The organism is Mycobacteriales bacterium, from assembly GCA_035550055.1.
Taxonomy (GTDB): domain Bacteria; phylum Actinomycetota; class Actinomycetes; order JAFAQI01; family JAFAQI01; genus DASZTV01.
Genome location: DASZRO010000014.1, coordinates 20,180 through 36,904, shown reverse-complemented (window position 1 = coordinate 36,904; position 16,725 = coordinate 20,180). Strand labels below are relative to the sequence as shown.

Sequence of the window (16,725 nt, the reverse complement as noted above, 5' to 3'; positions counted from 1 at the left end):
AAGCCAGGCCTGCCGACGGCGGATCTTGTCGCCGACGCCCTCGTCCCACATTCGCCGCCAGCCGCCGCCCAGGGTCTCGGCGCGGTCCTTCATCCGTAGCCATGTGCCATCCGCCCGGGCGATCTCGTCCGCGACGTAGCGCTCGCGCAGCTCCCGGCTCAGCCCGAAGCGGTCGACGAACCGCCGCAGCCGCCGGAGCTGGTCGATGCCGTGCCATTCCGGATAGACGTCGACCGGGTCGACCAGCGGCACCCAGTGCACCGCCGTGTTGCGGCACTCGAGGTAGGCCGACGCCCGCCGCGCAAGATCGAAGTCGATCAGCCCGACCGCTCGCCCGCCCCGGACGACCACGTTCTGCGGCGTGACGTCGAGATGAGAGACCACCGTCGGCCCGACGTCGTCGGGCGTGCGGGGGAAGAGCGTCTCGTCGTCGTCGAATCCGGCTGCCGCCCGCTGCAGCTCCAGGACGAGGTCGGCGACGGAGGTCAGCAGATCCTCGTCGGCGGCCCATCGCTCGGGGCTCGCGGAAGCGACCTGACCGGGCAGGTAGGAGAGCACGTCGCGTGCTGCGGCGTCTCGGCCCAGATAGCGGGGGCTTCCCGGAAAGCCCGCGTCCTCGAGGTGGTCGAGATAGCGCGCGATGGAAACGCTGCGTTCGTGGTGAGGCCGCCGTACCGTGTCGCCGACGCGCACGACGCCTTCGGTGACGTCGCCCCTCGGCAGTTCCTGCTCGACGGTGGGGGCGGGGTCCGTCCAGCGGCGTTCGTCAGGACTTTGCCGCACGCACTGCCGCTCGCTCGCTCTTGATCGCGGCGGCGAGCTCCTCCGGATGCCTGGTCGAGACGATCCAGTACGGGACCGGGTCGGGATTGTTGAGCCGGACCATCACCGACGACCCGATCCACCCGCGTACCACCAGCTTCGCGGCCGGGTCCGCCTGCGGTCCGAGCCGAAGGCGGGTCGCCTCGCGGTCGAGCGGAGTGATCGCGGTGATCGCGGTGACTGGAAGGTCGTCGTCGCCCGCGGACAGCACCCCGTCATGGACACGCACCCGCAACCGTCCCGACATGAACGGAGGTACGACGAAGAACCCGATGACGAACACGATCACCGGGACGTAGACCACGAGCGTGAAGCCGGAGGCGATCTCGAAGATCGCGAAGGCCACGATCACCGCGATGGCCGGCCACCAGCTCGTCGGGATCGTGAGTCGCTCGTCGTGTGAGGCGTCGGCCACGGATCCAGGTTAGAGCGGGCCGGATAGGGTGCCGTGGCCATGGCTGATGTCTCCGTCGAGGTGCTGCTCCGCCGGCTCGACCCGGAGCTCCCGGCCCCGTCGTACGCCCACGACGGCGATGCGGGCGCCGACCTCGTCACCGCGGTCGACGTCGACCTCGCCCCAGGGGAGCGGGCGGTGGTGCCGACGGGCACCGCGATTGCCATCCCGGAGGGGTATGCCGCATTTGTGCATCCACGTTCGGGTCTCGCCGCGCGATGCGGCGTCGCACTGGTCAACTCGCCCGGCACGATCGACGCGGGCTACCGCGGCGAGATCCAGGTCATCGTCGTCAACCTCGACCCGCGGGAGCCGATACGGCTGAGCCGGGGCGACCGGATCGCGCAGCTGGTGATCCAGCGGGTCGAACGCGCCCGGTTCGTCGAGGTCGACGAGCTGCCGGAGTCGGTCCGGTCCGCCGGCGGTTTTGGATCGACCGGCGGGTGGGCTGACCATGGACGCGCTATGCCGGAGGTGAGCTAGGGATGTTCCGCCGACGACGCGCGGATGAGACCGACGAGTTCGACGACGACGAGCTCGACGGACTCGATGACGAGGACGACTCGGCCGGGTACGACGACGACGTGGCCGAGCCGGACCCCGAGACGGCGGTTCGCTCGGCGACCGTCGTCCCGGGACCGACGACCGGCCCGTGGGACGAGAAGGACGTGCCGCGTGAGGACACGACTGCGCGCATCGACCTGGGCGGGCTGACGGTCCCGTTCGTGTCCGGAGTCGACGTGCGGGTCGAGGTCATGGACAACGTGGTGGTTGCCGCGGCGCTCGCCGACGGCGCGAGCCAGCTCGTCGTCAACGCCTTCGCGGCTCCCAAGAGCAGCGGCCTGTGGGCGGACGTACGCCAGGAGATCGCGGAGTCGCTGCGCACCTCGGGCGGCGCCGCCGAGGAGCAGACCGGCCCCTTCGGTCCGGAGCTGCGAGCGCGCATCCCGGACGGAAATGGCGGGATGCCGGCCGCGCGTTTCATAGGTGTGGACGGACCACGCTGGTTCCTCAGAGGGCTGATGACCGGCCCGGCGGCCACCGACACGCTGCAGGCGCGCCGGCTCGAGGAGGCGTTCCGTGGCATCGTTGTCGTCCGTGGCAGCGATGCCATGGCGCCGCGCGACCCGCTCGCGCTGCACCTGCCGAGAGAAGCCCTCGAACAGATGGCTGAATCCAACCCGGAGGACCGCGTGCTGGAACTGACCGAACGCGGCCCCGAGATCACGGAGACGCAATGAGCGAGCCGGGTCGGCTCCGCAAGGCGGTCAGCCGCCTGGCGAGCGAGGACGACGTACTCGAAGCGCACGACCTGCAGCGGGAATGCGCCTCCCGCGGCGCCACCGCGCTCAAGCAGTGCCAGAACCGCAACCAGGTCACGGTGATGGGCACAGTTCGGTCGCTGACGCTGCGGCCGCGGGCCGGTACGCCGACACTCGAGGTCGAGCTCTACGACGGCAGCGGCACCGTGACGCTGACCTGGCTGGGCCGGCGCGAGATCGCGGGGATCACGCCCGGACGTCGGCTAGCCGCCAGCGGCCGGATCACCACCACCGGCGGACGCCGGGTCATCTTCAACCCGCGGTACGAACTGGTTGCTGCCGCCGGCTAGCAGCGCATGCAGCGCCTCTTCCTGATCCGGGGCGCTCACGAACAGCAGCTCGTCTCCGGCCTCCATCGGGTCGTCGGCGGTCGGCGTGAGTACGTGGGTGTCGCGCAGGATCGCGACGAGGGTGACGTCCGGCGGCCAGGCGACCGAACCGACCCGGGTACCGGCGTGCGGGGTGTCCGCAGGCAACGTCACCTCGACCAGGTTGGCCTCGCCCTCGCGGAAGGAGAGCAGCCGCACCAGGTCCCCGACGGTCACGGCCTCCTCGACCAGCGCCGACAGCAGCCGGGGCGTCGAGACCGCCACGTCGACACCCCACGCCTCGTTGAACAACCACTCGTTCTTCGGGTGGTTGACGCGGGCCACGACCCGCGGCACGCCGTACTCGGTCTTGGCGAGCAGCGAGAGCACGAGATTCACCTTGTCGTCCCCGGTCGCGGCGATGACGACGTTGCAGTCCTGCAGCTCGGCCTGTTCCAGCGAGCTCAGCTCGCAGGCGTCGGCGAGCAGCCACGCGGCGCCCGGCACGGAGTCGGTCTTGAACGCCTTCGGCTCCCGCTCGATCAACGTCACGTCGTGGCCGTTGCCGATCAGCTCCCGGGCGATCGACCGGCCGACGTTGCCGGCACCGGCGACACACACTTTCATGACTGCTCCGCCGGTGGGGCCGCGAGGAACTGCTCGACCCGTTGGATGTCGCCGCGGGTGACGAACATGTGCAACTGGTCACCGTCCTGCAACGCCGTCTCGCCGCGGGGGACGAAGGCCTCGCCGTAGCGGGTCAGGAACGCGACCCGGGCGCTTTCGGTCGCGAGCCCGATGTCACGCACCGATCGCCCGACCCAGCCGATGTCGTAGTCGACCTCGACGAGGAGGAGGTGCCCGGTCGGGTCGCTCCACAGACTGTGCGCGCCGTCCGGCAGCAGGCGGCGCATCATCTCGTCGGCGGTCCACCGCACGGTCGCCACCGTGGGGATGCCGAGGCGGGTGTAGACCTCGGCGCGGCGCGGGTCGTAGATCCGCGCGACGACGTTGTCGATGCCGAAGGTCTCCCGGGCGACGCGCGCCGAGATGATGTTGGAGTTGTCGCCGCTGGAGACGGCGGCGAACGCCTCGGCCTGCTCGATCCCGGCCTCGATGAGCGTGTCACGGTCGAAGCCGACGCCGACCACCTGACGGCCGCCGAAGTCGCGGGGGAGCCGGCGGAAGGCGGTGGCGTCCTGGTCGACGACCGCGACCGAGTGGCCGCGGGCCTCGAGTCCCGTAGCGATCGTCGCGCCGACGCGGCCGCACCCCATGATCACGACATGCACTGACGGAACGCTACACGTCGCACCTCTACGCTTGCGGGGTGCCATCGCTGGGCGACATCTCGAAACGGCTGTTCGTCGGCCGGCCGCTTCGCAGCACCCAGCTCGGCGAGACCCTGCTGCCGAAGCGGATCGCCCTTCCGGTCTTTGCCAGTGACGCGCTGTCCTCCGTCGCCTATGCGACGGAGGAGATCCTGCTCGTCCTGTCCCTCGGCGGGCTGTCGTTCATCCACTACACGTGGTACGCCGCGGCTGGCGTCGCCTTTCTCATGCTGGTCGTCGTTGCGTCCTACCGGCAGAACGTCCACGCCTACCCCAGCGGAGGTGGCGACTACGAGGTCGCCACGACCAACCTGGGACCGCGCGCCGGGCTGACCGTTGCCAGCGCCCTGATGGTCGATTACGTGCTGACCGTCGCCGTGTCGGTCAGCTCTGGGGTCGCCAACATCACCTCGGCGGTGTCGTCGCTGCAAGGCCACGCCGTGCTCGTGTCGGTCGTGATCGTCGCGATCATCATGCTGCTGAACCTGCGGGGCGTGCGCGAGTCGGGCAAGGCGTTCGCGGTGCCGACGTACGCCTTCGTCGCCGCGGTGGCGGTGCTGATCACCGTCGGCCTGGCGAAGCTCGCGACGGGGCATCACCTGAGCTCGGAGAGCGCCCACTACCGGGTGTCCGCCGCCCACAACTATGCCGGCCTCGCGCTCGTGTTCCTGCTGCTGCGCTCCTTCGCGTCGGGATGTACGGCGCTGACGGGCGTGGAGGCGATCAGCAACGGCGTACCCGCGTTCCAGAAGCCGAAGAGCAAGAACGCCGCCACGACGCTCGCCCTCCTCGGTGGCATCGCGGTCAGCATGTTCATGGCGATCACCGTGCTCGCGATCGTCAGCCACGTGCACGTCGTCGAGACCAACGCCGCGGGGCACCCGGCGACGCACAACCTGATCGGCGCGCCACACAGCTACGTGCAGAAGACGGTCATTGCCCAGGTCGGCCTCGCGGTGTTCGGCAAGAACTTCGGCTTCTACTTCCTGCAGGCGGTCACCGCCCTGATCCTGGTGCTCGCCGCGAACACCGCTTTCAACGGCTTCCCGGTGCTGGCATCGATCCTCGCCCACGACGGCTACCTGCCGCGTCAGCTCAACACTCGCGGTGACCGGCTCGCGTTCAGCAACGGCATCCTGCTGCTCGCCGGGTTCGCGATGGTGCTGATTGTCGCGTTCTCGGCGTCGCCGACCCGGCTGATCCAACTCTACATCGTCGGCGTGTTCGTGTCGTTCGTGAACAGCCAGGTCGGCATGATCCGGCACTGGAACCGCAACCTGCCGCTCACCGAGGAGCCGGCTCGACGCCGGCAGATGAAGCGCTCCCGGGTGATCAACTCGGTCGGCGCCGTGGTCACCGCACTGGTGCTGACCATCATCGTGATCTCGAAGTTCACCGAGGGGGCGTGGATCGCGATCGTCGCAATGGGTGTCCTGTTCACGTTGATGCGCGGCATCCGCAAGCACTACGACCTGGTCAACGAAGAGCTCGTACCGGAGGACGCCGACGACATCCTGCCGTCGCGCGTGCATGCCGTCGTGCTCGTGTCGAAGGTCCACAAGGCGACGCTGCGCGCGGTGAACTACGCGCGCGCCACCCGCCCGTCGTCGTTGATCGCGCTGACCGTCGACATCGACCACGACGCGACCAGCAAGCTGCGCGACGAGTGGGACCGGCGCAACGTGCCCGTGCCGTTGCAGATCCTGGAGTCGCCGTACCGGGAGGTGACCCGGCCGATCATCAAGTACATCAAGGAGATCAACCGGTCCAGCCCGCGCGACGTCGTGTCCGTGTTCATCCCGGAGTACGTCGTCGGCCGGTGGTGGGAGCAGATCCTGCACAACCAGAACGCGCTGCGGCTCAAGGGCCGGCTGCTGTTCATGCGGGGTGTGATGGTGACCAGCGTCCCGTACCAGCTGGCGTCGTCTGGGCGCGTCGTACAGCACAACCGGCCGGCGGCCGGCGACGTTCGCCGGCCGGTGGAGGCGAAACCCACCTCGCCGACGCCGTGATCGTCGAGGTCGGACCGGTCGGGCACGGCGGGATCTGCGTCGCGCACGCTCCGGACGGCCGGGCGGTCCTGGTCCGGCACGCGTTGCCCGGCGAGCGGGTGCGTGTCCTCGTCACGGAGGAGAAGCCGTCGTTCCTGCGCGCGGATGCCGTCGAGATCCTCGCGGCCTCGCCCCACCGGGTCGACCCGCCGTGCCGGTTCGCCGGCCCGGGGCGCTGCGGCGGCTGCGACTGGCAGCACGTGCGGCTGGCCGAGCAGCGGGCGCTGAAGGCGGAGGTCGTCGATGCGGCGCTGCGCCGCATCGCGAAGCTGGAGCGCGACGTCGTGGTGGAGGCGGTGCCGGGTGACCACGAAGGGCTCGGCTGGCGCACCCGGATGCGGCTCGCGGTCGGGCCTGACGGGGTGGCCGGCCTGCATCGACACCGGTCCAGCACGATCGAGCACGTCACCGACTGCCTGATCGCGCACGACTCGCTCCCGGTCGCCTCGGTCGTCGCGGAGCACTGGCCGGACGTCGACGCGGTCGACCTGCAGTCCTCCGACGAGGTCACGGTTGGCGGGCGCCGCTACCGGATCCCCGAAGGCGGCTTCTGGCAGGTCCACCCCGGCGCCCCGGGCGCGCTGACCGGCGCGGTCCTCGGATTTCTGGACGTCCACCCGTCCGACCGTTGCCTGGACCTGTACGGCGGGGTCGGCCTGTTCGCCGGCGCGCTCGCGCCGCTGGTGCCGCGCGGAGACGTGGTGCTCGTCGAGAGCCATCGCGAGGCCGCCCGGGCCGCGACGGCGAACCTTGCCGATCTGGCGAACGTGACGGTCGTGGCCGAGCAGGTGGCGCGATGGCTGGCCCGCTTCGGCGAAGGAGCCGACGTGGTCGTGCTCGACCCGCCGCGCAAGGGTGCCGGCGCCGCTGTCGTCGACGGCATCGTGGCGCTCGGTCCACGGCAGGTCTGCTATGTGGCGTGCGAGCCCGCCTCGATGGCCCGCGACATCGCGACCTTCGTCGGCGCGGGCTGGTCGCTGACCGGCTTGCGGGCCTTCGACCTGTTCCCGATGACCGCGCACGTCGAGTGCGTCGCGCTGCTGGAGCCCACGACCTAGGATCGAACTCATGAGCGGGCTGCTGGAGACCATCCACGAGCCGGCCGATCTGAAGCAGCTCGACGCTTCCCACCTGCCCGCGCTCGCGCAGGAGATCAGAGAGTTCCTGATTTCGGCGGTCGCCCGCACCGGCGGGCATCTGGGCCCGAATCTCGGGGTCGTCGAGCTGACGATCGCGCTGCATCGCGTGTTCGACTCACCGCACGACGCGATCGTCTGGGACACCGGCCATCAGTCCTACGTGCACAAGCTGCTGACGGGCCGGCGCGACCAGTTCGGCGTACTTCGGCAGGCGGGTGGCCTGTCCGGCTATCCGTCACGCGCGGAGAGCCGGCACGACTGGGTCGAGAACTCCCACGCCTCCACTGCGCTGTCCTACGCCGACGGCCTGGCGAAGGCCTTCGGGTTGGCCGGGCAGTCCGACCGGGCGGTCGTCGCCGTTGTCGGCGACGGCTCGCTCACCGGCGGCATGTGCTGGGAGGCGCTCAACAACATCGCCGGAGCGCCGGACCGGCCGGTGGTCATCGTCGTCAACGACAACGGCCGCTCCTACGCCCCGACCGTCGGTGGCCTCGCCGCGCATCTCGCCGGACTGCGGCTGTCGCCGTCGTACGAGCGCACCCTCGGCCTGGTCAAGACGTCGCTGGCGCGCACCCCGGTGCTCGGCGGGCCCATCTACGAGGCGCTGCACGGCATGAAGAAGGGCGTGAAAGACCTCATCCAGCCCCAGGCGATGTTCGAGGACCTGGGCCTGAAGTACGTCGGACCGATCGACGGCCATGACGTGGCCGCGGTGGAGCAGGCGCTGCGTCACGCGCGCCGGTTCGGCGGTCCGGTGATCGTGCACTGCCTCACCGAGAAGGGCCGCGGCTACGGCCCGGCCGTCGACGACGAGGCCGACCAGTTCCACTCCGTCAACGTGATCGACCCGCTCACCGGCCGCCCGGTGTCGGTCGGACCGCCGACGTGGACCAACGTGTTCGCGGAGGAGATGGTGGTGATCGGCGACCAGCGCCCCGATGTCGTCGCGATCACCGCCGCCATGCTGCGGCCCGTGGGGCTGCACCCGTTTGCCGAGCGCTTCCCGGAGCGCGCCTTCGACGTCGGGATCGCCGAGCAGCACGCGGTGACCTCGGCCGCCGGCATGGCGATGGGTGGCCTGCATCCGGTGGTGTGCATCTACTCGACGTTCCTCAACCGGGCGTTCGATCAGGTGCTGATGGACGTTGCGATGCACCACCTCCCCGTGACGTTCGTACTCGACCGCTCCGGCATCACCGGGCCTGACGGCTCCTCGCACCACGGCATGTGGGATCTCGCGGTGCTCGGGATCGTGCCCGGGATGCGGGTCGCCGCTCCGCGCGACGCGACGCGGCTGCGCCAGCTGCTCCACGAGGCGGTCGACCACGACAGCGGGCCGACCGCGGTGCGCTTCCCGAAGGCGTCGGTCGACGACGACATCGCCGCAGTCGACCGGATCGGGGAGATGGACGTGCTGCGCCGCGACGACTCCAGTGACGTCCTGATCGTGGCGGTGGGACCCCAGGCCGCGATCGCGCTCGACGTCGCGGACCGGCTGGCGGCTCAGGGGGTCGGCGTCACCGTGGTCGACCCGCGGTGGGTGCTCCCCGTCGACGCCGCGCTGCCGGCGCTCGCCGCCGCACACGAGCAGGTCGTCGTGATCGAGGACGGTGTCGGCGCAGGCGGCGTCGGCACCGCCATCGCTCGCGAGCTGCTCGCCCGCAACATCCGGGTGCCGCTACGGCAGGTCGCGCTGCCGCAGCAGTTCCTGCCCCACGGCGAACGACCGACCCTGCTCGCCGAATGCGGCCTGTCGGCGCAGGAGATCGCCCGCGCCGTCATCGAAGCCGCCGCCGGCGCGAGCTCCGTCACCTCCGGGTGAGGCTGGCTCGGCTGCTCGCCGCAACGGTTGCGGCAGCGGGCAGCGTGCTGGCATCGCCGGCCCACGCCTCGGCGCCGCCCCGCGTCACGGCGACAACGTTCGACGGCACCCCGACGGTGGGCGCGCTGTTCATCACCGGGTTGTTCCCGCTCCACATCTGCACCGCCAGCGTCGTGGCCAGCGCGGACCGCAGCGTCATCGTCACGGCCGCGCACTGCGTGCGGAGCGGCACCGCGGCGGGATATGAGTTCGCGCCGGGGTTCCACGACGGCCAGGCGCCGTACGGCATGTGGCGGGTCACCGCCGCCTACGCCGCGCCGGCTTGGATCCAGCACACCGACCCGCACGACGACTTCGCGTTCCTGCTCGTCGCGCCCAAGCGGATCGACGGCCGGCAACGCACGTTGCAGAGCGTGACCGGCGCGAATCGGCTGGGCCGCATCCCCGAGCCGGGCAGTGTCGCCACCGCCTACGGCTACCCGCTCGGCGTCGGTGGCTCCGGGTTGCGGTGCCGGGCGAGCACCTACCGCAAGGGCGCCTACGACGCGATTCGCTGCAACGGCTTCGCGGACGGCACCAGCGGCGGTCCCTGGCTGGCCGGCTCGGGGAAGGAGCGCAGCGTCGTCGGTCTGGTCGGCGGGCTGCACCAAGGCGGCTGCACGAAACAACAGCTGTACTCGGCGCCGTTGGGGGAGGCGGCGCATCGGGCACTCGCCCGAGCGGGTCGGCACGGCGCTCCCGACCACTTCCCGGCCCCGCCGAGCGACGGCTGCACGACCGGGCAGTAACCGGCCGCGCCTCAGCGGGCGCGGAGGCGGTAGCGGAGGTAGCCGCCCGCCGGCTCGCCCTCGGTGACGAACCCGAGTCGTTCGACCAGCCGGCGGGAGGCCACGTTGGACACGTGGACCTCGGCCTCGATCGTCGTCACCTCGGGCATCGAGCGCAGCATCGCGACCAGCTCGCCGACGGCGCGGCCGCCCAGGCCCTGGCCGCGGCTGGGTGCAGCGAGTCCATACCCGATCTCGACGACCCCGTCGCGCGGCGGGAGCTTCGTGCCGCACTCGCCGGCGATCCGACCGTCGTCGTCGATGACGAGGCACTGCAGCCCGCCGCTGCGCGCGAAGCCCAGGCCGGCGACGGTGGCGGCGTGCGGCCAGCCCGGCGCGAGTGGCCATGGGCCGGTCTCGCCGCGAGCGAACGCGTCAGCTTGTGCCGCGTCGACGCGAAGCAGCCTCAATCCGGATCGGCCATCGCGGCGGCGAGTGCCGGCCCGACGACGGAGACCTGCCACTGCCGGGCGCCGCCGGCGAGCAGGAAGTCGGTGACCGCCGCCACGTCCGACGACGGCGGCGACCACGCCAAGCGGCGCAGCAGCTCGGGGGTGAGCAGGTTCTCGGTCGGGATGTTGTGGCGCTGCGAGGCCTCCGCCATCACCGCGCGCGCCCGGGCGAGCCGGGCGGCGGCGACCGGGTCGCGGTCCGGCCAGCGGCTCGCGGGTGGCGGGCCGTCGCCGGCGACCGCGGGGCGGGGCAGGTCCGTCTCGGGCAGCGCCCGGGCCGCCTCGATCACCGGCCACAGCTCGGTGGCGAGCCGCCGCGTCGCGCGACCGCCCCAACCGGCGACCTTCACGAGATCGGCTTCGGTGGCGGGAGCGCTCAGGGCGGCCGCGACGATCGCGGCGTCGGTCAGCACCCGGCCGGGCGCGGTGTCGCGGGCGCGAGCGATGCGGTCGCGTTCGTACCAGACCGCTCGTACGACGGCGAGCTGGCGACGGTTGCGGATGCGGTGGATCCCGCTGGTACGCCGCCACGGGTCGGCCCGCGGCGCCGTCGGCTCGGCGCTGAGCACCGCCGCGAACTCCTCGTGGGCCCAGTCCAGCTTGCCTTGCCGACGAAGCACCGCCTCGAGCTCGTCGCGCAGGTCGAGCAGCACCTCGACGTCGAGCGCCGCGTAGCGCAGCCAGGGCTCCGGCAACGGCCGCTTGGACCAGTCGACGGCGGAGTGCTCCTTGGCCAGCCGGACGCCGAGGAGAAGCTCGACCATCGTCGCGAGGCCGACCCGCTCGAACCCGGCGAGCCGCGCGGCGAGCTCGGTGTCGAACATCCGCTTGGGCACCAGGCCGAGCTCGCGCATCGACGGCAGGTCCTGCGACGCGGCGTGCACCACCCACTCGGCGTCGCCGACCGCCTCGGTGATGCGCCGCAGGTCGCCGAACGGGACCGGGTCGATCAGCAGCGTGCCGGGGCCCTCGCGGCGGATCTGGATCAGATAGGCACGTTGGCCGTAGCGGTAGCCCGATGCGCGTTCGGCGTCGACGGCCACGGGGCCGCTCCCGTCGCGCAGCGCCTCGGTCGCGGCTTCGAGCGCGGCAAGGGTGTCGATGATCGGCGGTACGCCGCCGCTGGGTTCGCTGAGCAGCGGAACCTCGGGCGCGTCAGCCTCGATGACCGGCGGCGCGGTCTCCTCGACGGTTTCGCTCACGCGTTCGACGTTAGGGGATGAGACCGCGAGTACGCATCGGCGCGGCCGGGCGACGGTCCGGGACCGCAGCTACCGGACGACCCCGGCGCGCATCGCCATCGCGACCATCTCCGCACGGTCGCCGGTACCCAGCTTGCGGGCGATGCGGGCGAGATGGCTCTTCACGGTCAGCGCGGACAGGCCGAGCGACTCGCCGATCTCCTTGTTCGAGCGGCCGTCGGCGACGAGCTGGAGGACCTCGACCTCCCGGCCGGACAGCTCCGAGACGCCGTCGTGCTGCGGACCGCCGCGCAACCCGGCGGCGAGCAGTGACGCGACCGACGGGTCGGCGTACACGCCACCGTCGAGGACCCGACGCACCCCGTCGGCGACGACGAGGGGGGAGGCGGACTTGAGCAGGTAGCCCTGCGCGCCGGCGACGAACGCCGCGCGCACGGAGTAGGGGTCGTCGGCGGCGGAGAGCACGACGAGTCGCGGCCAGCCTGCGGCGCGCAGATCCGCGAGCAGGTCCAGGCCCGAACCGTCGGGCAGGCCGACGTCGAGCACGCAGAGGTCACGGGCGCCGCCGGCGTGGGCCCGTGCGCGGGCCTCGGCAACGCTCGCGGCTTCGACGACCTCGCGGGCGCCCATCGCGGTGAGCCGGGCAGCCATCGACTCGCGGACCAGCGGGTGGTCGTCGACCACCATCGCGGTGAAACCCGCGACGGGGTCCGGCGAAGGCGCCGGTGTGCGCTCGACGATCGCGGACACCTGTCCCTCCTCCTGCTCGAATACCGGCGTGGGCACGGCTGGGCCGCCTCGTGCTGACGAGAGGTTTGTCGGCGCGCGACAGCGCCTCCTGTAGCCCAACAGGGGTAACGGTTGCTCCATACGGCTGATTGCGCCGAATGGGGGATTGCGGCGATGAATACCGAAGTTCTTGGGCCGAACGGCCGAGAATCACCGGCGAGGATGGCGTAGCGCCGTGTGTAGGGGGAGGTCGCCGATGTTCGTCGCGGTGACGTCATGAGCCTGATCCCCCCGGCGGCCCGGCTGCGGCTGGTCACCGTCTTCGCGGCCGGCGTGGCGACCGCCGCCGGCGTGTTGACCGGTTGGGGCAGCCCGGTCAGCTACGCGCTGCCCGTGTTGACCGTCTCGGTCCTTGCGGCCGAGCTCGCCGCGGTGCGCCTCACATTCGGTCGGCAGCGGTGGACCTTCGCCATCACCGAGTCCGCCATCGCGGCGGCGTTCGTCCAGTCGCCGCGGTCCTGGACGGTCGTCGCCGTCTCCGCCGGGGTGTTCCTGTCCCAGGTCCTGCGCCGCCAGGACCCGATCAGCCTGGCCGTCGTCGTGTCGCGCTTCGCGGCCGCGACCGCGCTCGGAGCGGAGTTCGCCCACGCCATCGGCGGCGGGCTGTGGGGCGCGATCGGCGGGATGGCGGTGTTCTGGCTGGCGAACATGGCGTTGCTGGTCATGGCGCTCGCCACCACCACGGGCGGCCGGCTCGGCTCGCTCATCGGCACCAACGTGCCGTTCTCGGCGTTGCACTCGGTCGGCTCGTCGGGCCTGGGCCTGCTCGGCGCGTGGCTGGCCGCCAACGCGCCGCTCGGCCTGTTCGCGCTCGGGGTGCCGTTGGTGCTGCTGTGGATCTCCTACGACGAGCAGGCGACCCGGTCGGCGGAGACCGCGTTGTTCGTCCAGCTCGCCCAGCTACAGGAGCTCGCGAGCAGCCGGTCGGTGGACGGCTCGGCGCAGGTGGTGCTGACCGCGGCGAACCGCTCCCTCGACGCGGCCGAGGTCGAGATGGTGCTGCTCGCTCATGAGGGACCGGTGCACTACTCCGGTGACACGGAAGGAGTGAAGCGCCGCCGCGTCGATCCCGACGCGCTCGACGAGCCGTGGGTGCTCGACGCGCTGGCCGAGTGCGCCACCAAGACCGGGCTCGACGACAACGCGCCGTGGCTGGTGACCGTGGTCGGCGAAGTGGACAGCCCGCTCGCCGTTCTTCGCGCGCGCCGCCTCGCCGGCAAGCCGCCGTACGGGCGACGGGAGGTCCTGCTCGCGGGTGTGCTGGCGGCACAGGCGGAGTCCTGGCTGTCGGTCGGCGACCGCCCGGCAGCCGCGCCCGCCGAGGACGTGGCGCACGCCCTCGGGGACATCGGCGCCGACACCGCGCCGGCGTTGCAGGTCCTGCGCGACTCGGCGAGCCGGCTGTCCCGCCTCGCGGGATCGGGGGAGTCCGCTGCCGTGAGTGACATCGTCGACGAGCTGTACGCGGTCGAGCGCGCCGTCGCCTCGCTGCTCGGCGCGATCGCGCTGGCCGCCGAGCCCGACCTCGGCAACGCGCTCACCTCCGCGGATCTCCAGATGAGCGGCTCGCGTCGCTTCGACGACTGGACGACGACCGGAGTCGTCGCGGCCCAGCTGAACGAGCCGAGCCTGTGAGCGCCCGATGCTGATGCGTTGGATGCGGGGCACCGGCATGCCGTTGGCGCTGCTGGTCTTCGTGCTCACCCTGTGCGCCACCGGCGGCGTACTCGTCGTGTCGGTGGAGATCCTGCGCGGCACCGGTCACGTGTCCGGCCCGCTGTGGGAGGTCGTGCTCGCCGGCTGCCCGGCCGCCGTCGTCATCGCGATCGTCGCGGCGATCGCGGAGTTCAACGTCTCGCGCGCGGTACGCCGGATGCAGGCGCGTGCCAGCGCGGTCGACGCCATGCACCGCCGGGTGCGGATGGCCGACGAGATCGCCGAGCGGCACCGCCGCGCCGCCGAGACCGCCAGCGCCGGGATGTACGAGCTGCTGTCGGGCCTGGTGGGGGCAGAGGAGGCGGCACGCGGGCAGCTGGCGGCCGACCTCCACGACACCGTCGCCCAGTCGCTGACGATGGCGCGGGTGTTGCTCGACGACCGCCGCAACCCGGGCAGCATCGGCCGGGCGGTCGACATGGTCGCCGAAGCCGAGGAGCAGGTGCGGGCCGTGATGGCACGCACCCGGCCGCCGGCGCTGCGCGACGGAGACCTGGCCCGCGCAGTGACAGCGCTGCGCGACGACATGCGCAACCGCTACGGCCTCGAGGTGTCGCTGAGCTGGCCGGAGGAGCCGCATCCGTTGCCGCTGGTCAGCGCGATCACGGTCTACCGGTTCTTCCAGGAGGCGCTGCTCAACGTCGTCAAGCACGCAGAGGTCGACGCCGCGCGCGCCGAGCTCCACGTGGACGACAACTGGGTCACCGCGGTCGTGGCCGACCAGGGGCTCGGCTTCATGCCCGAGGCGGTGACCTCCGACGGCGGCCGCCACGTCGGCCTCGGGCTGCTGCGCGAACGCGCCCGCCTGGTCGGCGGAGCGCTCGACGTGACGTCGTGGCGGGGCGCCGGCACCACGCTCGCGTTGCGGCTGCCGAGGCTGTCGGCGGCAACCGGGATCGCTCTCGCGTCGCCGGTCAACCCGCCGCACGCCGACCAGGCCTCCAGCGGCGACGTCACCGCGACGGGCTAGCGGCGGGCTCGCTTCGGCGTACGGCGCCGCGGTAGCGCCACGACGCCCGGCGGCATCGGCGGCAACCCTGCCGCGACACACAGCACCTCGCCGAACGCGACGAGGTGCGGCCCGAGGTCGCCGCGCGGCGACCAGGACGCTCGCAGCTCGACGTCGCAGTCGACCGGGTGCTCGCTGATCGCGCCGAAGCGCTCCGACGTGGTGCGGGTCACGGTGCCGCTTTCTGCCGCGTAGTCGGCTCCGGCTGACTCGAGTGCCTCCATGAGCCAGGACCAGCCGACCTCGAGCAGCATCGGGTCGTTGGCGATGTCCGCCTCGACCCCGGCCTGGACGTAGGCGACGCAGCGAGTGTCGCCGGCCCACACCTCCTGACCGTCGGGGTCGTGCAGCAGGACCAGTCGGCCTTCGGCGAGCTCGTCGTCGCCGGACATCACCGATGCGTGCAGCGCGATGGCGTGCGGCGCCAGCCGGGGAGGTGCCGGAAGCTCGTGGACGACGAGCTCGGGCCGGAGCTCCACGGCCGACAGGCCGGCCAGCGCCTCGCGAAAGGCAGGCGGCAGGTCGGCCGATGCCGACAGGTCCACCGACACGCGCCCACTGTAGGTGTCGAGGCGCTCCCAGCCGCCGCGACACGCGCCGGGTCGGCGGCGGGTTGGGACATAGGTTGAGATGCGTGGGGATCCTGCTCGCGCTCGTGTCGAGCGCGCTGTGGGGTACCTCCGATTTCTGCGGCGGCACCCTCACCCGACGTCGCCCGGCGGTGACTGTTGCGGCGGTCAGCGAGCTCATCGGACTCGCCGGCGTGCTGGTCGCCGCCCTCGCCACCGGAGCGGTCACCAGCGCCCACGGGTACGCCGGCTGGGGGCTGCTCGGGGCGGTGGCCGGAACCGCCGGGATCGTGGCGTTCTACGAGGCGCTGGCGACCGGGACCATGGGCATCGTGGCGCCGATCGCGGCCACCGGGGTCGTCGTACCGGTGGTCGTCGGCCTCGCCCAAGGTGACCGCCCGTCGGTCTGGCAGATCGCCGGGATCGTCGTGGCGATCGTCGGCGTGATCTTCGCCAGCGGCCCGGAGCTGCATCGTGGCGGCGAGCGCCGTGGGGCGGCGCGGCCGCTGTGGCTCGCGGGCTTCGCTGCGGTCGGTTTCGGCGTGGTCTTCGTCGCCATCGGGCGGGGCGCCGAGCACAGCACGCTGATGACGCTCGTCGTGATGCGCGGCGCGGCGGTCGCGTTCATGATCGTCATCGCCCGTGTGACGTCGACGTCATTGCGGGTCGAGCTCGCCGACGCCCCGATGCTGTTCGTGGTCGGCGTGTTCGACGTCGGCGCGAACGCGACGTTCGCCTACGCCACGCGTCACGGCCTGCTCTCGGTGGTGTCCGTGCTGTCGTCGCTGTACCCGGCGATGACCGTGCTCCTCGCTCGGGCGGTTCACGCCGAACGGCTGGCCAAGGTGCAGCTGTTCGGCGTCGTGGGAGCGCTGGCCGGAGTGGTGCTCATCGCGTCGTGACAGCATCGTG

At 71.9% G+C, this 16,725-nt stretch carries 18 protein-coding genes; 10 read left to right on the top strand and 8 right to left on the bottom strand.

Going from position 1 to position 16,725, the window contains the following annotated elements:
* Positions 1-783: phosphotransferase (locus VG899_02035; protein ID HWA65135.1), on the bottom strand; the 783-nt coding region annotated here is incomplete at its 3' end.
* On the bottom strand, positions 767-1,237 hold the full coding sequence (locus VG899_02030; protein ID HWA65134.1) for a DUF3093 domain-containing protein: 471 nt from the start codon (positions 1,235-1,237) through the stop codon (positions 767-769). The genes VG899_02035 and VG899_02030, both read right to left, overlap by 17 nt.
* Positions 1,238-1,276: 39 nt before the next feature.
* On the opposite strand from VG899_02030, the gene dut reads away from it, so the two are divergent.
* The 3 genes from dut to VG899_02015 are packed head-to-tail and all read left to right on the top strand — an operon-like array spanning position 1,277 to position 2,888.
* On the top strand, positions 1,277-1,759 hold the full coding sequence (gene dut, locus VG899_02025) for a dUTP diphosphatase (GenBank protein HWA65133.1): 483 nt from the start codon (positions 1,277-1,279) through the stop codon (positions 1,757-1,759).
* Positions 1,760-1,761: 2 nt separating this feature from the next.
* Positions 1,762-2,517 (top strand): DUF3710 domain-containing protein, encoded by a 756-nt coding sequence (locus tag VG899_02020; GenBank protein HWA65132.1) that lies wholly within the window; start codon positions 1,762-1,764, stop codon positions 2,515-2,517.
* The gene (locus VG899_02015; protein ID HWA65131.1) at positions 2,514-2,888 is read left to right on the top strand and encodes an OB-fold nucleic acid binding domain-containing protein; all 375 of its coding nucleotides are present in this window, start codon (positions 2,514-2,516) and stop codon (positions 2,886-2,888) included. Before VG899_02020 ends, VG899_02015 begins: the two co-directional genes overlap by 4 nt.
* Here VG899_02015 and VG899_02010 read toward each other — a convergent pair.
* Positions 2,802-3,533 carry a TrkA family potassium uptake protein gene (locus VG899_02010; GenBank protein HWA65130.1) on the bottom strand — a complete coding sequence of 244 codons (732 nt, stop codon included), beginning with the start codon at positions 3,531-3,533 and terminating at the stop codon, positions 2,802-2,804. The two genes, VG899_02015 and VG899_02010, sit on opposite strands and share 87 nt — an antisense overlap.
* Positions 3,530-4,198 carry a TrkA family potassium uptake protein gene (locus tag VG899_02005; protein ID HWA65129.1) on the bottom strand — a complete coding sequence of 223 codons (669 nt, stop codon included), beginning with the start codon at positions 4,196-4,198 and terminating at the stop codon, positions 3,530-3,532. Before VG899_02005 ends, VG899_02010 begins: the two co-directional genes overlap by 4 nt.
* Before the next feature lie 38 nt (positions 4,199-4,236).
* On the opposite strand from VG899_02005, the gene VG899_02000 reads away from it, so the two are divergent.
* The 4 genes from VG899_02000 to VG899_01985 are packed head-to-tail and all read left to right on the top strand — an operon-like array spanning position 4,237 to position 10,037.
* On the top strand, positions 4,237-6,249 hold the full coding sequence (locus VG899_02000; protein ID HWA65128.1) for an APC family permease: 2,013 nt from the start codon (positions 4,237-4,239) through the stop codon (positions 6,247-6,249).
* Positions 6,246-7,346: a TRAM domain-containing protein gene (locus tag VG899_01995; protein HWA65127.1), complete on the top strand. Its 1,101-nt coding sequence runs from the start codon at positions 6,246-6,248 to the stop codon at positions 7,344-7,346. Before VG899_02000 ends, VG899_01995 begins: the two co-directional genes overlap by 4 nt.
* A gap of 10 nt (positions 7,347-7,356) precedes the next feature.
* A complete protein-coding gene (gene dxs, locus VG899_01990; protein HWA65126.1) occupies positions 7,357-9,249 on the top strand; it encodes a 1-deoxy-D-xylulose-5-phosphate synthase in 1,893 nt (630 codons plus the stop codon).
* A complete protein-coding gene (locus VG899_01985) occupies positions 9,246-10,037 on the top strand; it encodes a trypsin-like peptidase domain-containing protein (protein ID HWA65125.1) in 792 nt (263 codons plus the stop codon). The genes dxs and VG899_01985 overlap by 4 nt, the downstream gene beginning before the upstream one ends.
* A gap of 11 nt (positions 10,038-10,048) precedes the next feature.
* Here VG899_01985 and VG899_01980 read toward each other — a convergent pair whose 3' ends face one another.
* From VG899_01980 to VG899_01970, 3 genes are all read right to left on the bottom strand, one after another.
* On the bottom strand, positions 10,049-10,486 hold the full coding sequence (locus tag VG899_01980; protein ID HWA65124.1) for a GNAT family N-acetyltransferase: 438 nt from the start codon (positions 10,484-10,486) through the stop codon (positions 10,049-10,051).
* On the bottom strand, positions 10,483-11,730 hold the full coding sequence (locus tag VG899_01975; protein HWA65123.1) for an HRDC domain-containing protein: 1,248 nt from the start codon (positions 11,728-11,730) through the stop codon (positions 10,483-10,485). The genes VG899_01980 and VG899_01975 overlap by 4 nt, the downstream gene beginning before the upstream one ends.
* Before the next feature lie 69 nt (positions 11,731-11,799).
* Complete coding sequence (locus tag VG899_01970; protein ID HWA65122.1) at positions 11,800-12,480, bottom strand: response regulator transcription factor; 681 nt, start codon at positions 12,478-12,480, stop codon at positions 11,800-11,802.
* 255 nt (positions 12,481-12,735) lie between these two features.
* Here VG899_01970 and VG899_01965 point away from each other — a divergent pair, with 255 nt between their 5' ends.
* Together VG899_01965 and VG899_01960 are read left to right on the top strand one after the other, a co-directional pair.
* Positions 12,736-14,154: a hypothetical protein gene (locus VG899_01965; GenBank protein HWA65121.1), complete on the top strand. Its 1,419-nt coding sequence runs from the start codon at positions 12,736-12,738 to the stop codon at positions 14,152-14,154.
* 7 nt (positions 14,155-14,161) lie between these two features.
* A complete protein-coding gene (locus tag VG899_01960) occupies positions 14,162-15,205 on the top strand; it encodes an ATP-binding protein (GenBank protein HWA65120.1) in 1,044 nt (347 codons plus the stop codon).
* On the opposite strand, the gene VG899_01955 is transcribed toward VG899_01960, so the two are convergent.
* Positions 15,202-15,795 (bottom strand): DUF3000 domain-containing protein, encoded by a 594-nt coding sequence (locus VG899_01955; protein ID HWA65119.1) that lies wholly within the window; start codon positions 15,793-15,795, stop codon positions 15,202-15,204. The two genes, VG899_01960 and VG899_01955, sit on opposite strands and share 4 nt — an antisense overlap.
* Before the next feature lie 83 nt (positions 15,796-15,878).
* On the opposite strand from VG899_01955, the gene VG899_01950 reads away from it, so the two are divergent.
* Positions 15,879-16,715, top strand: a complete 837-nt coding sequence (locus VG899_01950) for a DMT family transporter (protein HWA65118.1) — start codon at positions 15,879-15,881, stop codon at positions 16,713-16,715.
* Positions 16,716-16,725: the final 10 nt, after the last annotated feature.